The 15233-nt window shown below is 56.7% G+C and carries 13 protein-coding genes, 1 tRNA gene and 1 riboswitch; of the genes, 6 read left to right on the top strand and 8 right to left on the bottom strand.

What is annotated here, in order from left to right; all coding sequences use genetic code 11:
• Positions 1-24: 24 nt before the first annotated feature.
• Positions 25-1182 (bottom strand): helix-turn-helix domain-containing protein, encoded by a 1158-nt coding sequence (locus C7H08_RS07625; RefSeq protein WP_106671143.1) that lies wholly within the window; start codon positions 1180-1182, stop codon positions 25-27.
• A 166-nt stretch (positions 1183-1348) separates the two neighbouring features.
• On the opposite strand from C7H08_RS07625, the gene C7H08_RS07620 reads away from it, so the two are divergent.
• The 5 genes from C7H08_RS07620 to C7H08_RS07605 all read left to right on the top strand — a co-directional run bounded on the left by C7H08_RS07620 (position 1349) and on the right by C7H08_RS07605 (position 7143).
• Entirely contained in the window at positions 1349-3856 is a 2508-nt protein-coding gene (locus C7H08_RS07620) for a penicillin acylase family protein (protein WP_106671544.1), read from the top strand.
• A gap of 121 nt (positions 3857-3977) precedes the next feature.
• Complete coding sequence (locus C7H08_RS18175; protein WP_165793947.1) at positions 3978-4133, top strand: hypothetical protein; 156 nt, start codon at positions 3978-3980, stop codon at positions 4131-4133.
• 115 nt (positions 4134-4248) lie between these two features.
• Complete coding sequence (locus C7H08_RS07615) at positions 4249-4998, top strand: ParA family protein (protein WP_106671142.1); 750 nt, start codon at positions 4249-4251, stop codon at positions 4996-4998.
• Positions 4999-5137: 139 nt separating this feature from the next.
• Positions 5138-5578, top strand: a complete 441-nt coding sequence (locus tag C7H08_RS07610; RefSeq protein ID WP_106671141.1) for a universal stress protein — start codon at positions 5138-5140, stop codon at positions 5576-5578.
• 64 nt (positions 5579-5642) lie between these two features.
• A riboswitch (TPP riboswitch) is annotated at positions 5643-5753 on the top strand.
• On the top strand, positions 5743-7143 hold the full coding sequence (locus C7H08_RS07605; protein ID WP_106671140.1) for an SLC5/6 family protein: 1401 nt from the start codon (positions 5743-5745) through the stop codon (positions 7141-7143). Its footprint overlaps the riboswitch before it by 11 nt.
• On the opposite strand, the gene C7H08_RS07600 is transcribed toward C7H08_RS07605, so the two are convergent.
• From C7H08_RS07600 to C7H08_RS07590, 3 genes are all read right to left on the bottom strand, one after another.
• A complete protein-coding gene (locus tag C7H08_RS07600) occupies positions 7140-8648 on the bottom strand; it encodes a flavin-containing monooxygenase (RefSeq protein ID WP_106671139.1) in 1509 nt (502 codons plus the stop codon). The two genes, C7H08_RS07605 and C7H08_RS07600, sit on opposite strands and share 4 nt — an antisense overlap.
• Positions 8649-8733: 85 nt before the next feature.
• Positions 8734-9660 (bottom strand): ferritin family protein, encoded by a 927-nt coding sequence (locus C7H08_RS07595; protein WP_106671138.1) that lies wholly within the window; start codon positions 9658-9660, stop codon positions 8734-8736.
• A 31-nt stretch (positions 9661-9691) separates the two neighbouring features.
• A complete protein-coding gene (locus C7H08_RS07590) occupies positions 9692-10522 on the bottom strand; it encodes an SDR family NAD(P)-dependent oxidoreductase (RefSeq protein WP_106671137.1) in 831 nt (276 codons plus the stop codon).
• A 166-nt stretch (positions 10523-10688) separates the two neighbouring features.
• Between C7H08_RS07590 and C7H08_RS07585 the strand changes: the two genes are divergently transcribed.
• Positions 10689-11312, top strand: coding sequence for a TetR/AcrR family transcriptional regulator (locus C7H08_RS07585; RefSeq protein WP_106671136.1), 624 nt, complete (start codon positions 10689-10691; stop codon positions 11310-11312).
• 55 nt (positions 11313-11367) lie between these two features.
• Here C7H08_RS07585 and C7H08_RS07580 read toward each other — a convergent pair.
• The 4 genes from C7H08_RS07580 to C7H08_RS07565 form a co-directional block, all read right to left on the bottom strand.
• Positions 11368-11443 (bottom strand) — tRNA-Phe (locus tag C7H08_RS07580).
• Positions 11444-11562: 119 nt separating this feature from the next.
• Positions 11563-11835, bottom strand: coding sequence for an oxidative damage protection protein (locus tag C7H08_RS07575; protein WP_106671135.1), 273 nt, complete (start codon positions 11833-11835; stop codon positions 11563-11565).
• Between the two features lie 83 nt (positions 11836-11918).
• The gene (gene mutY / locus C7H08_RS07570; RefSeq protein ID WP_106671134.1) at positions 11919-12983 is read right to left on the bottom strand and encodes an A/G-specific adenine glycosylase; all 1065 of its coding nucleotides are present in this window, start codon (positions 12981-12983) and stop codon (positions 11919-11921) included.
• The gene (locus C7H08_RS07565; protein ID WP_106671133.1) at positions 12980-15157 is read right to left on the bottom strand and encodes an AsmA family protein; all 2178 of its coding nucleotides are present in this window, start codon (positions 15155-15157) and stop codon (positions 12980-12982) included. The genes mutY and C7H08_RS07565 overlap by 4 nt, the downstream gene beginning before the upstream one ends.
• Positions 15158-15233: the final 76 nt, after the last annotated feature.

Below are 15233 nucleotides of genomic sequence, written 5' to 3'. Positions count from 1 at the left end.
AGTTACCCTGGCGTTGGTAAGTGGTTACTCACGCCCGGGTTGTTGCAATATTGACCCAGAATTCGATGCCGCTTCATTCTGTTTCCGATACTCCGTCGGAGTGCACCCTACTTGTTTTCGAAAGGCCGTGTTAAAGGTCGATTTCGAATTAAATCCGACGGCATAGCATATCTGGGATACCCCCTCGCTCGTGTTGCGAAGAGCATTGCAGGCCTCGTTGATGCGGTAGTGGTTTACCCAGTCGTAAAAATTGGAGCCAAAACACTGATTGATTGCAGCCGATGCCTGATGTGTGGTTGCGCCGCAGGTGTCAGCAAGGGTTCTCAGTGTCAGGTTGTTGTCTTTGAATAGCCCTTGCTCCATGGTCTTCGTGAGATGGTCAAACAACGCAAGATCGATACTGTCGGCTGCGGACTGGCTCTTTACATCTTCCATTGTTTTCGGCGCGGTTGCGGCGCCTGTTGTTCTTGCAACATGGGTGGGCGGGTGCGCATGTGTCAGTAAAAGATAGGTCAGATATGCAGTGGTGGGTGCCAGCACATAAGCGACAGAAAAGCTCTCTCCAAAAGCATGATAAATGAAGATCCTGACAGTCATGCTGCCAGCAATAATTAACTGGATGAGCTGAAGCCGGCTAACCCATTCTCTGACGGCTGGTTTTCGGGTATTCACGCCTAGGTGGCGCTGTAACCACCAATAGAACAGGCTGGCTGCAGCGATAACAGCCAGATAGGAATTGCCATGCAGAGTGAGCGGTTGCCACAGTGATTCGGCGATCCTGCCCTGAAACATCCAGTAAACTTTAAGCTCACCGGGCATACTCCAGAACGGGATAGCGAGTATGGCCACCAGTATCATGGGGGAGGCATGCAACCACCACATTGCTGGGCGGTTCAAAGCATTTTCACCCTGGATCGCCCGAATGTAGCCATAGATCGTGAACGGAATCATCACGATCAGGGGATCGACGAGCTTTAAAAAGAACGGGAGGCGTGCCATCCAGTCACTTGCCTGGTAAACAAACTCCAGCGATTGAAGCACGACCAGGCAGACCAGTGCCAACAAGTATGCCATCGGAAGCCTGTCATTTTGCCGGTTAACAAACCAGCCCAGGCTGGCAAAAAGCAGAATAACGCCGATGCAGAGACAGATCAGCGCAACAGTGCCTACCCAGTAATTCATCGCTTCTCCACGTTCGGATCGATCCGATCGATCCTTTAACTTTTTGTTTTTGATGTGTTAATAGAAATACGTTCGGTTCTATCGCCAAGGACGATTCGAGTCATTCGGATTGCTTTAATAACGGCTCCAGAAACACAACCACAATAAAGAGGAACCGTTCATGCACATGCGTTCACTTACAGTGATCTCGCTTCTTTGTCCGTTACTTTTGGTCGGCTGTAACGGTGGGTCTGGCGGGTCAAGTTCGTCAACCGAACTGGAGCAAAACCCGGCCTATCAGGTCGATATACGTTACACCGAATTCGGGGTGCCGCACATCACCGCCAATGACTATGGCTCGTTAGGTTACGGCGCCGGATACGATCACGCCAGAAATAATCTGTGCACACTTTCTGAGCAGTTGGTGAAATTGAAGTCTCAGAAGTCCCGGTACTTTGGCCCCGGTGAGGGGAGCAAGAACATCCTCACAGACGTTGGCTACAAGGCTCTGGACTATCCGGCCCAGGCGGTTGAGCTGTTTGATCAGCTTTCCCCGACGTCCACTGAGTTACTGCAGGGCTATGCCGCCGGATTCAATCGGTCACTCGCTGAGCGGCAAGGCCCTCAAGACTATCCGTCGCCTTGCCGGGGCGCGGAATGGGTAGAGCCGATCTCTGCCGAAGATCTGCTGGCCTACCAGCTGGATCTTGCTGGGTTGGCGAGCGCCCGCAACTTTATCAGCGCCATTGCTGCCGCCCAGCCGCCAGGAGCGAGCATGGCATCACTTGACGTACAGCTGGATGCCGCCAAAGTGTTCACCTCCGAAGGCATCGGCAGCAACGGCTGGGCGCTGGGCGAAGACAAAGTTGAGGACGGCACCAAAAGTCTGCTGTTAGGCAATCCACATTTCCCCTGGGACGGCGAGCTCCGGTTTTATCAGAACCATCTGACCATTCCGGGAGAGCTCAACGTCAATGGCGTGACCATGATCGGTTTGCCGGCGGTTGTGATCGGATTTAACGATGACCTTGGATGGATCCATACGGTTTCGCAATCAAAACGTTTTACTTTTTACCAGCTGACGCTGGACCCTTCCGACCCAACCCGTTACCAGTACGATGTGGGTGGTCAGACCGAGTTCCGCAACATGTCCAGTAAAACGGTGCAGATACAGGTTAAACAGGCTGACGGAAGTCTTGCCGATTACAGCCAGCCGGTCTACTTCAGTCACCATGGGCCGGTTGTTAATCTCGCGTCTCTCTCACCCGCGTTGGGCTGGACTGCCGACACAGCAATCGCCTTCCGGGATGCCAATGCCGGCAACACCCGGATGCTGGATCAGTGGCTTGCGATGGGCAAAGCAGACAGCCGCGAAGCCTTCTTCAGCGCCTTTGAGGAGAATCAGGGGATTCCTTGGGTCAATACCTTGATGATCGACAAAGAGGGCACGGCCAATTACATCGATGGCACTCAGGTGCCGAACCTGGGGCTGATGGCAGAGGGGTACTGGCGTCAGGCTTCGCAGTCGCCCTTGCTGGCACCGATCTGGCAGGACGGCGCCGGAAGCGTCTTGTTACCGGGCGATGATGCCAGGTACGAGTGGATAGACACAGGCGAAACCAAAACACCAGGCGTTGTGCCATTCGCTAAAGCGCCAAAACAGACACGCCGTGATTATGTATTTAACGCCAACAGCAGCCACTGGCTTTCCAACCTGGAGGAGCCATTGGAGGGTTCCAGTATTATGTACGGCCCTGAGGGAACGATTCGCAGCACTCGTACCCGTTACAACGCCCAGTTGATCTCGGACAACAGCAATTCCGGGTTGGCTGGCGCTGATGGGCGCTTTTCTCTGGAAGAGCTCAAAACCGTGATGACCCACAACGGCTCACTGTTTGGCGGAGAGTGGAAGACTCAGTTAACCAGTCGTTGCACGGACTATCCGGCCGTGGATTACGAAGGCGAAATTTTTAATCTGGGTGAGGCGTGTCAAACACTGAGCAACTGGGATGGTCGCTACAATACCGACAGTAAAGGCGCTCACCTGATGCGCGAGTTTCTGGCGGCGTTCCGGGTTTCTGGCCACCGGGAGCTTTCCGACGATTTGTTCTCTACAGCGTTTGATCCCGCGGCACCTGTAACCACGCCCTCCGGTCTGTCCCCCATAGACACAGCCAATGCCAACACTGATCCGGTGCTTCGGGCTTTGGCTGCAGCCGCTGACAGGCTTAACAAAGCCGGAATTGAATTGGGTGCTCCGCTGGGCAGTGTTCAGTATGTTCTCAAAGCCGAAGGCGAACAGCCGATTGCCATCTCCGGTGGCTACTCCTTTGAGGGCATGTTCAACATGGCCGAAACCAAAGCCAGTTCCAGAAGCACCTCAGATCTTGCCAATGCCCTGACCGGCAGCCCGGTCGACGGTAGCTCTCTGTTTGCACTGGATGAGAATGGCGATGGCAGTGACGAGTTGGCTTACCGGATCAACTATGGCTCTAGCTTCGTAATGGCACTGGAGTACACCGATAACGGTCCGAAGGCTGAAATGTTCCTGAGTTACAGCCAGGGTCACGACCCGCAGAGTGAGAATTTCAAAGATCAGACAGAGCTATACAGTAATCTTCAGTGGCGACCGATGTTGTTTGACGAAGGGGACATCGCAGACGCTGTGGTAGAGGCGATTACTCTACAGGAGTAATTTACATTGGCGGCCCTGGCTCAGGGTCGCCAGCTTCGGTTGCTATTGCTTACGCTCTTGAAATTTAGGGGTGTGTTATAATGGTGGGTGTTAAGTAAGGGCCGACAGAGGAGAAATCGAGATGGCCAGAAAGCAGGCGAAAGCCACACAGCACAGCGCTGTGCAACGGGAACTGAGAACGCCAAAATACCACATGCGAGTGGTTGAGGATAAAAGCAAATACAAGCGCAAGCGTGACAAGACGGTGCGGATGGAGGATTTTCGCAAGGCCGCATAACGGTGGTTTTACGAAAATCTTCCCTCTGCATTGTCACAAAAGCTTCACAGTAGTGCGTTAATAGCCTGATAGCCTATAGTGTTTTGTTACATGAGACACGGCAGGAGCCTGGGCTATGAGGATAATTGCGTTTTACAGTCCCAAAGGTGGTGTGGGTAAAACCGCCGCTGCGGTCAATGTCGCTTACCTGGCCAGCCAGGACAATCGCGCGACGTTGTTATGGGATCTGGACCCACAGGGCGCCGCCAGTTTTTACCTGGCCGGTGCCGAGCTGGTCAAAGGCCGCAAGCTTTCCAAGCTGTTGGAAGGCAAATCCCCCATCTCCGAATTCATTCACGAAGACGTCTACCCCGGCCTGGATTTTATTCCGGCGCACAGCAGCTTCCGCAATTTTGATATCAAGCTGGAACAGGAGCAGGGTGCCAATGTGCTCAAGGAAATGCTGGCGCCGCTGTCCGAGGACACCAGCCTGGTTATTCTGGACTGCCCGCCAACCCTCTCCCGTTTAACGGAACAGGTTCTGGATATTGCCGACCAGGTGTATGTGCCGGTGGTGCCGACCTGGTTGTCGCTGAACAGCTGGAATCAGCTGCTGGAGTTTGTGAAGACCAAGAAACTGGGCACCAAAAAGCTTCGGCCCTTTTTCTCTATGGTCGACCGCCGGAAAAACCTGCACAAGGAATTGGTGGAAAGGGGCCCGGAGTTGCTAGGCAATCCTCTGAGTGTGGCGGTTCCCTATGCCAGCGTGGTTGAGCGCATGGGCGAAGAGGGCTTGCCGCTTGAGCTGCTGGCACCCGGCAGCCCGGCGGCTGACGTCTATCGCAAAATGTGGCAAAGCATCCGCAAGGATCTTCGCTCACGCTGAATCCGGGCCGGTAACTAGCCTTGAACCCCCACTCTGAAAATGGACGTAAACCCGAACTAGTAACTACACTCTTTACGGGTATTCGAGGAACGAATGATGTCCCAGTGATAACTCATCCAATTCAAACGGAGAACGCATCATGAGCAAAGGCACCCCAAGCATTGTGATCGCTTGCGATGGTTCGGATCATTCGTTGCACGCGGCGAAAATGGGCGCTGAGCTGGCCAAGGTTACTGCCCAACCACTCAAACTGCTGGCCGTGTTTCCGGGTTCAAGAGTCGAGCGACTGGTGATCAGCGGCGTTTGGCCGAGTGATCTCGAACAAGAAGTAGAAGAATACGGGCGCAAAGTTTTTGATGCCGCACAAGCGGCCGTGCGGGAAATCGTGGAGCCGGCCGAAGAAGTGCTTCTGAAAGGCGATCCTGCCAAAGAAATCATCGATTACCTGGAGAAACATCCCGGCGCTCATATGTTTCTTGGGCGGCGCGGCCACTCACTGGTGCGTAGCCTGACTCTGGGCAGCATCAGTGAAAAAGTCATCCGGCACGCGACTGGGCCTGTGACCGTTGTAAGCGAGTAATATCGGTTTTAAACTCGCGCTCGCCAATTGTTTGTCATTCAACATTAGGCTCAACATTTCATTTACTCGTCGCCAGGGGAGTCCCACCGCCGATGCGGGGGCTGAGAGGGCAAAACGCCGACCCTGGAACCTGATCCGGTTAATACCGGCGGAGGAAGTGCGACTTGTTCTATCTAACGGTTGCCGTGCTCAGCGCGGCGCTCCTTGGTTTTGCTGTTCTTGGTCTACGCGCACGACGTGCAGACGGTCTTCTGGATGACTACGTTACCGCCCGAAACTCCCAGAGTGCGCAAGCTATCGGCCTGTCGTTTCTCGCTTCCGGTATGGGCGCGTGGATTCTCTTTGCGCCACCGGAAATCGGTGCGTTTGTTGGCCCTGTGGCGCTGGCGGGTTATGCGGTCGGCTCCGCGTTGCCGTTTCTGGTGCTGGGGTTCTATGGCCCGGCCATCCGTAAGCGGCTACCGGCAGGCCGGAGTATCGGCGAGTTTGCCGAGGCTTGTTACGGCGCCGGTGTCAGGCGCTGGGTGTCGATGGTTTCGGTCGCCTACATGGCCTGTTTCCTGGCGGCGGAACTCACCGCTATCGGCGCCATTGCCGCGCTGCTTTCCGATGTGCCGCCCGCGTTGGTGATTCTCGGTGTGGCGCTGGTCACACTCATCTATACCTCTGTCGGTGGTTTGAGGGCGAGTCTGGCCACTGACCGTTGGCAGGCCTGGTTGTTGTTGGCCCTGTTGCTGCTTGTGGGTGGCGTGGCCTGGTACTGGTTGCCTTCCATGCCAACGGAGGCAGTCATGCCTTCCGTGCCTGTTGGCAGCGCGCTGTCAGTGGCGCTCACTCTGGTAATTGCGGTAACCGCCGCCAACCTGTTTCATCAGGGGTATTGGCAGCGAGTGTGGGCTGCTGAAACGGACCGTGCCCTTGGGCGCGGCGCGTTGTTGGGCGGCGTCAGCACGTTTCTTGTGGTTATGGCCATTGGTGGCCTGGGGATGCTGGCGGCCATGCATGCTCTGCCGCTCGGCGAGCCTCCCATTCCATTCTTCGCGTTGCTCTCCGCCGCGCCCGCCTGGCTTGCTTTGCCGGCGCTGGTTCTGGCGGTGACGCTGGTGGCCTCCAGTGTCGATACCTTGCAGAACGCCATTGCTTCCATGGCGGTGGCCAGTTCCGGAAGGCGCGGCCTGTCAGTGCGTTCTGCCCGCTGGGCGACAGTGATACTGATGGCGCCGGTGATCTGGGTAGCGCTTCAGGGCTTCTCTGTGCTTCGGCTGTTCCTGATTGCAGACTTGCTGTGTGCGGCGATTGTGGTGCCGGTCCTGCTGGGATTGTGGCGCCGTATGTCGCCGCTGGCAGCGGTAGCTGGTGGCCTGGCCGGGTTGCTCGGTGCCGTGCTTCCCGGCTGGGTGAGCCACGGGAGCTTCACCGCAGGTGCGCTGGAGGCGAGCTTTCCGGACAGCATCCCGACGCTGGCACCGTTCCTTGGCGCCTTGCTGGCATCCAGCCTGGTCAGTTTGCTGATTGCCTGGCTGTATCCGGGTGCCCGGGCCCGGGAGGCTGTCGGGCGGCCTTAAACGGTCTTGCTCGCGGCCTCTTCTGCCAGCAGGCGGTAATCCTTCAGCTCCAGATCGGCCATCTGCTTCGCGTATTGTGTTGCGAAGCCGGGGTACATCGTCGCGTTGAATCCATCCTCGGTGAGGTACCAACTCTGGCATCCGGAATTCCAGTTGGTTTTGGCCAGCCGTTTCTGGATGCTCCGGTTGTGGTCGTCCTGCGCGGATTGCCGAACATCCAGGGCTTTGAGCTTGAGGCTCTTGATGGTGCGAATGCTCCGGACGATGTAATCCATCTGGGATTCCATATAGACCAGTGCAGAGTTATGGCCCGGTCCGGAATTTGGCCCGAAGGTGAAAAACAGATTGGGGTAGCCCGACACGTTGATGCTCTTATATGCCTGGGCGCCTCGCTTCCATTCTTCGTTCAGTGAGCGCCCGCCGATGCCGGTAATCGGGAACGGCGTACCGGCGTTGCTCACCTCAAAACCGGTGGCAAACACAATACAGTCGAACTGGTGTTCGATGCCCTCTACTGTGCGAATGCCGTTTTCGCTGATCCGGTCTATCGGCCAGGTGATTAGCTTGGTATTCGGTTTCTGCAGGGCCGGGTAGTAGTCGTTAGAAACGAGAATGCGTTTGCAGCCCAGGCGGTAGTCGGGGGTCAGTTGCCGGCGCAGCCAGCGATCCGGTACCTGTTTGCGCAGGTGCCACTGCCCGAGCCGCTCGGCAAAACGGGTCAGCGGCGAGTTCCAGATAACCGCCAAGGCCATCGACTCATGGGCCAGATAGAGTGCCTTGCGGACCGCGCTCTGACTCATGGGCGCTTTGCGGAACAGTGTCTTGTTCCACTCCGGTGTGGTGAAGTCCGGCCGTGGCATGATCCACGGCGGAGTGCGCTGGAAAACCGTCAGCTTGCCGGCGCATTTGGCCAACTCCGGCACGATCTGTATGGCGCTTGCCCCCGTGCCGATCACCGCGATGCGTTTGCCCTTGAGGTCGTAATCGTGATCCCAGGCGGCGCTGTGTATCTTCTTACCTTCAAAGTCCTCAATGCCGGCGATGCCGGGCCAGCCGGGGTTGGAAAGCGGCCCCTGGGCCATCACGGCGGTACGGCCTGAAAATACACCTCCATCCGTGGTCGTTGCTTGCCAGAGGCCCTTGTCTTGGTCCCAGGCCAGGTTGCTGACATTCTGGTTGAACCGGATGTATTGCCGAAGGTTGAAGTGATTCAACAGGTGATGGATGTAGTCCAGAATTTCCCGGCTTCCTGAAAAACTTCGGGACCAGTTCGGATTCTGGGCGAACGAGAAAGAATAGAGGTTGGAGGGGATGTCGCAGGCGGCGCCCGGATACTGGTTGTCTCGCCAGGTACCGCCCACGTCATCGGACCGCTCCAGAATGACGATATTGCGAATACCCTGCTGCTGTAAACGGATGGCAGTACCAAGCCCGGCAAAGCCGGCGCCGATAATCAGGACGTCGGCGGTCGGGTGTTGTTCAGGTGACGGCTGGCTTTTCTTCATCAGATACTCTCGGCAACAAGTTGTTTACAGGCACTAGCAGCCGGCACGGGCACCGGCTGAGTAACAGCGTTTCAAGGTTGGATGGTCAAGCGGTCGGCTGATAGGTGATTTCCTTGACCCAGCTTGGCACTGCAGGGAAGGCCTTTCTCGGGATGAGGTCGGCAACTTTGACCAGCGCATCAATGGGGGCGTGGTAGAAGCGCTTTTTGCGATCAACCACAAAGCGGCCATGATGTTTGATGATCTGAAACCAGGGGTTTCTGCGGCCATCTTCTGTGCGGCCCCCTATTTTTTCAAATTTGCGCATGGCTTCGTAAAGCTTCTCCTCAGGCAGCCCCATCTCAACGATGTTGTCTCGCATTTTGTTGAGTAGCGGAAAGTAGGAAGCAATGCCCAGAATCAACCTTGGATCCATCAGCTGCGCGGTCATCCGGACCAGATCGATGTAGGTTCTTCCGTGGCCCTGCATCTCCATAACGCTGAAGCCCACACCAAGATGCCTTGCTTCGTCGCCATTAATCAGTTCGAAGGCCTGGTGGCATACCGGGTCGTCTACCGTGTCCAGGAGGAACTTGCACAGAGCGCCGTCCAGGGCAATCTCCAACATTGGGACAACGGTGCCCAGCACATAGATTGGCTGGTCATCGGCAAATCGGTCCAGCCACTCGATGACCAGCCTGAGATTGTTGTTTGGCTCCGGCAATTCGCCATCTTCGAGCATGCCCCAGCGCTTCATCAACGCCATTTCAGCGTTGGCATGGCGCTGCTCTTCGGCGTGAAAGTAGGTGTAGATCTGTCGCAAGGTGTCATCAGGCGCTTTCTTTGCCATGGCAGCGAAAGCCCTGGCGCCAACGTGCTCAATCCACATCAGGTCTGCCATGAACGCTTTCAGCTTTGGCCATTGCTCGGGTGTGATCAACTCAGCGCCCGGAGCATCCCAATCCACGTCTGAGAGGCTCCACTGAGTGTCTTTGATTTTTTCCAGCATTTTGTCGAGATCAATCATAGCCATGTCAGTTTCCTACTTCTTTTGGGGGGCGGAATCAGGTGAGATTCGAGGTGATCCGGCGATTTATCAGTCCGGTCACGGCAGCATAGGTGTTTGGTAACAGGCGCTTGAGCCGCCAGATCATGCGGGCATCGACCTGCGGCATTACGTACAGCTGCCCCCGGTCAAGGCCGTCGAGCGCCATGCGGGCCACTCGTTCCGCCGACATGCCGAAACGGTCCATCAGCCGGTTAAACAGCTCGTTGGATTCGCCTTGTATTCGGCCGTTGGCGGAGATGTTCGTTTTGACCAGGGTGGGGCACAGGGCGGTGACGGTGACGCCGGTGCCTGAAAGTTCAGCCGCCAGTGTTTCTGAGATTGCCAGCGCGGCGGCTTTGGTCGCGTTATAAGGTCCCATGAGAGGGGCGGCCGAAAAACTGGCGGTTGAGGCCACGTTGATGATGCCGGCCTGTTTTTGCTGGCGCAGCCTGGGAGCAAACACGTGGCAGCCGTAAACAACGCCCCAGAAGTTGATGTTGACCGTCCATTCCCAGTCTTGCATGGAGGTTTCACCAATGGCCTTGCCTCCGACACCCACGCCGGCGTTGTTGATCACCAGGTTGACCGGCTCTGGTAGCAGCTCATCGGCTTTATCAGCCAGAGCCTGCACCTGCGCCAGATCGCTGACGTCGCAGGCAACGGCCCAGGCCTGCCCTCCTGAACGCCGGATTTCGCTGGCGGTCTGCTCGGCGGCGTCCAGGTTTATGTCGGAGCAGACAACAAGGCTCTGCCGACGGCCCAGCTCCAGTGCCATCGCCTTGCCGATACCGCTGCCGGCCCCGGTGATAACGGCGCGGGCGTTTTTACTCAGAGTATTCGCGAACATGGTGTTTCCTGCAGTTTGGAAGTGGTGTGTGACGATGCCGCCCCGATTCGGGCCGAAAGGGACAAAGCCAGTGCCAGATAGGCCTGGAGGCGTTGTCGCGCTTGTGTCGACGTCAACTTGAGTGCAGATTAAAGCGAACGCTTGTTCGGATTCAATTCGGAAAATTATGCCTAGAAAACCAAAGCAGGATCGCGCACGCGCAACCGTAGATGCGATTGTGGAAGCCGGATTTATTGCACTGAGTCAGCGGGGGCCTGCCGCTACAACCACGCGGCATATCGCCGAAATCGCTGGCGTCGGCGTAGGCTCGTTGTATGAGTATTTCGAGAATAAGGAGGCAATTTTCAGCGCTATGAGCCAGCGTTTCATCGCCGACACCGCAGCGATGATCAAACCTTTAACGCCGACCCTTGTGCAGATGCCCATTGATTCGGCAATTCGAATGCTGCTGAACGAATTCCGGAATTTTCTCGGGCGTGATGATGGCCGATATCTTAAGTGTGTCCGGCATGCCATGGCGGTGGATTTCGAGTTGCACCTAGACCCTCTGTTCCAGGTTCTCAACAATGTGATCATGCGTTACCTGACGGGACACCCGGAAACCCTTCGGGTTAGCCGTATTCCTGCCATAACGTACATAGGGATTAATGGCGGCATTTTCGCCGTTATCCGTCATCTATCTGACCCTGATCCGCTAGTCAGTTTTGATGAAATGGCGGACGGTCTTGCCAGCATGATTGGTCATTACATAGAACAGGAGCTTTTGCTTTTGCGGGGTGTTGCGGAATAGCCGGGGGGTAAAAACAACAAAGCCCGCACGAGGCGGGCTTCATCGGAAATCTTAATGGTGCCCGGAGGCGGAATCGAACCACCGACACGAGGATTTTCAATCCTCTGCTCTACCAACTGAGCTATCCGGGCGTGTTGCGGTGTGTACTGCAACGGGGCGCTATTAAACCGGTTTAGGGTTTGCGAGTCAAGGCTGGCCGGCAAAAATTTTCTGAAAGTTTTCGCGGCTGTACAGGCCTTGATCAGCTTGGCTATTTTTCCGGTGGCACGTAGCCTTCAGCCTTGTCGAACGGCTCGTTGTTAAAGAAGCGATCCGTCTGGGCCTGCAGGTATTTCCGGTGGTTCGGGTCCATCATGCTCAGGTGCTTTTCGTTGATCAGCATGGTCTGCTGGTGCTGCCATTCTTCCCAGGCTTGCCTGGAAATATTTTCGAAGATGTCCTGCCCTTTTGCTCCAGGCATGGGTGCAAAGTCCAGGCCTTCCAGGTCTTTTTGGTACTTACGGCAAAAAACGGTGCGGCTCATGGCGGCTCCAGTGTTGATGGTGATTGTGCCGGATAGTAACAGATCGCCGTGGTGCCTGGCTTGAGCATGAGCAATTGCAGGGCTCAGAGCAGGGCGGTCTGTTCCGGTTCGGTCAGCAGGGTGCGAATGGGTGCGGGCAGGCCCAGTGCGAGGGCCTGGTCGCGGTGCAGCCAGCGCAGCCGGTCGGTGTCGGCCACTTGCGTGTTGTGTACGACGGGTAAGCGGGCCGGCTGAATGTGCAGGTGGTAATGGCTGAAGGTGTGGCGAAAGCCGCTGATCAGGTCCGGGTCACTGCAGGTAATACCCAGTTCCCGCTCACAGGCCTCCTGAAGCTCTTCGGAGCCATAACCAGGGTCGAGCTCCGGCAAGCTCCAAAGGCCACCCCAGATGCCGCTGGGCGGTCTGCGCTCAAGTAATATCCGGCCTTCTGCATCTTCCAGGATCAGTATCCAGGTGGCTTTCTCGGGCTTTGCTTTTTTGGGCTTAGATCCCGGGTACAGGCGGGTTTCCGAGTTGGCGTAGGCCTGGCAGCCGGCACTTAACGGGCAGGCTTCGCATTTTGGTTTGCTGCGGGTGCACACCATGGCGCCCAGGTCCATGATAGCCTGGGTATAGTCCCGCGCTCGATTATTGGGTGTGTGTGTTTCGGCGTGTGCCCAGAGCTGGTTCAGGACCGACGTCTGGCCGGGCCAACCGGGCACCGCGTGGTAGCGGGCCAGAACCCGCTTTACGTTGCCATCCAGAATGGTGGCGCGTTCACCAAAAGCCTGGGCGATGATGGCGGCAGCCGTTGAGCGGCCAATGCCAATGAGCGATTCCAGTTGCTGCTGGCAGGCGGGGAACTCGCCATTAAACTCCTCATCGACCTGTGCCGCAGCCTTGTGCAGGTTGCGGGCGCGAGCATAGTAACCCAGTCCAGACCAGTGGCTAAGTACGTCGTCGACCGGGGCCCTGGCCAAGGCATGAACATCCGGAAATCGGGCCATAAAGGCTTCGAAGTAGGGGATGACGGTGGCTACCTGGGTCTGCTGAAGCATGATTTCAGAGACCCAGACCCGGTAGGCGTTGCGGTCCTGGTGCCACGGCAGGTTGTGCCTGCCATGTTGGTCGTACCACGCTAAAAGCCGATCGGCGAACCGGTCTTTCATCGGTTGAACAGCCCCCGGACAGCGTCCCGAACGCTATCGCCTTCTTCACCCAGGCGCTTGTCGATTTCTTCGCGGGCTTTTTCTTCAACGCGCTCCTTGGCTTTGTCAGTTTCTTCCCGAACTTTTGCCCGGGCGGCATTGGCGGCGATGTCTTTCAATGTGTCGCGGAAGCGAGAGCCGTCAAAGGAGCACAAGCTTGCTGGGTCATCGGCAAAGTTACCCCGACATTCAACAGGGATGACGACGTTCTCGACGTACTCGGTCACTCGGCAGGCGTTATCACGATGGATTTCGCCGACAATTCGCAGGCCCAGTTCATAATCGAGCTGGGTCTGCGCCAGATCAACGGTGCCGTTGCCTTCCAGGCGCATGCCGGCCAGGGCCGCGACCAGGTCTGTGTTGTTCAGGATGTTGCCGTCAATTTTCAGGGTGCCGCGCATGTCGTTGAATGGAGTATGGGTGCCCCAGTCTGTGGCGCTCAGGGTGTCCTGATTGGCCAGTGCGATGCCCTGACAGGCCATGCGGGTCAGGTTTATGTTGCGCAGCAGGCCTTCGGCCAGGTTGAAGCTGATCTCACCTTTGGCGCTTTCGAGCAGAGTCGAAACGCGGTTGCCGTTGGTGTCGATGGCTACCTTCATATTGGCGGCGCCAGAAAGCATATCGACTTCCGCCAGGTCGGTGAGCAGCGGCAAGGTTTGCACACCGGTGACGTCAGAGCGCAGGCGCCATTTCGGGTTGTCGGTGCGGGCATCGATCGTGACATTGGCGCCGAAGCTGCCCTCGTAAAGCTTGCCACTGAACTCATCCAGCTGCACCAGGCCATCTTTGGCCGTGGTGCTGGCCTTGATGTCGCGGATGGTCAGGTTACTGACGATCAGCTCGCCCAGGCCGAGATCGATATCCAGTAGCAGGGTGCGCAGGGTTTCCAGGGGCAACAGATCTGCTTCCGGGCCGGCCTCAGCGGTTTGTTGAGGCGCTGCGTCTTCCTCGCCTTCCGATGCTGGCGGCAGGTAACGATCGGCATTGATTTTGTCGCCTTGCAGGTTGAACACCAGGCCGCCGGTGGCAAGGTCATAGCTGCCACTGCCGTTGAAGCTGGTGTCGTCCAGAGTGATGTTCAGATCGCTCAGGGCAACGGTGCCGGGCTGTCCGCCCAGGTTGACGGACAAGGCGATGGCCTTGAGCACTTCTGGGTCTTCAGTTTCGAGTTCCGGCTGGCCCAGGTTGCTCAGCAGCTGCTTGAGGGAGAATGAGGAGATTTCCATGCGCCCGTCAACGGCTGGTGTGTCGCCGAAGCCTTTGACGTTCAGGTTGGTGCTCAGTTCGAGATTAGCCAGGCTGGCGCTGAAGTTGGTCAGCGACGCGGTTTCGCTCTCCAGGTTGGCCACCAGCGAGCCGCCCATTTCCGCTGTTACCGATTTGCCACCGAACGGTTCGCCGCTCATATCAAAGACCGCGTTCAGGCCAGACATGGCGAATTCATTGAGCGCCTCGTTTGCCTTCATGCGTGCGTTGATGCTGCCGTTTACGGTGAGCTGGGGTTGAGCGGTTTCTACCTTGAAACGGATATCCAGCGGAAACTCAGAGCCCAGGGTGATGTTGCTGGCAGATACTGAAAGATCTTCCAGAGTAGCGGATTGGCCGGTGCTCAGGTCGTTGTAGTGGACCCGGGCATTGCTGATTTCGACGTTTTCGACGTTGAAGTTCAGGGTGTCACCAGCGCCGGTTTCCTCTGTCGTCTCTGCGGTCGGTTCTTCTGTGTCAGTCACAACACTGTCGGCATCCCGCTCCGGCATGATCCTGGCCCAGTTGCCTTCGCCTTGTTCGTTCACTTCCAGCCTGGCGTCCAGGCCGTTCAGCAAGAAAGTGTTTACTTGCGGAGACATGGCGATCAACGACCAGAAATCGATCTGCGCGATCAGTTGTTCCAGGGCCACAAAGCGCTCACCTTCAAGTGTGGCCTCGACCTGATTGAGTTCCAGGCCAAGCGGAATGAAGGACCAGCCAATGTCACCATCGATGATCAACTCCAGATTGCTGTGCTTTTTCACCGCAGCTTCAATATGTGGTTTGTAGTCGTTTGGGTTGATCACGGCGACAGCGATGGCAACTGCAATAACGGCCAGTAAAACCAGTGCGATTACGGCGTATAGCGCGTAGCGAATAACTTTCATGTTACGAATTCCTTGTCTTCCCGGCAGGGTGTGCTACCCGGCATATTTCGGATGAATAACCCAAAGGATAACGCAG

The organism is Marinobacter halophilus, from assembly GCF_003007685.1.
Lineage (GTDB): Bacteria > Pseudomonadota > Gammaproteobacteria > Pseudomonadales > Oleiphilaceae > Marinobacter > Marinobacter halophilus.
Note: the sequence above shows the minus strand (reverse complement) of the source record. Positions and strands in the feature narration are given on the sequence as shown.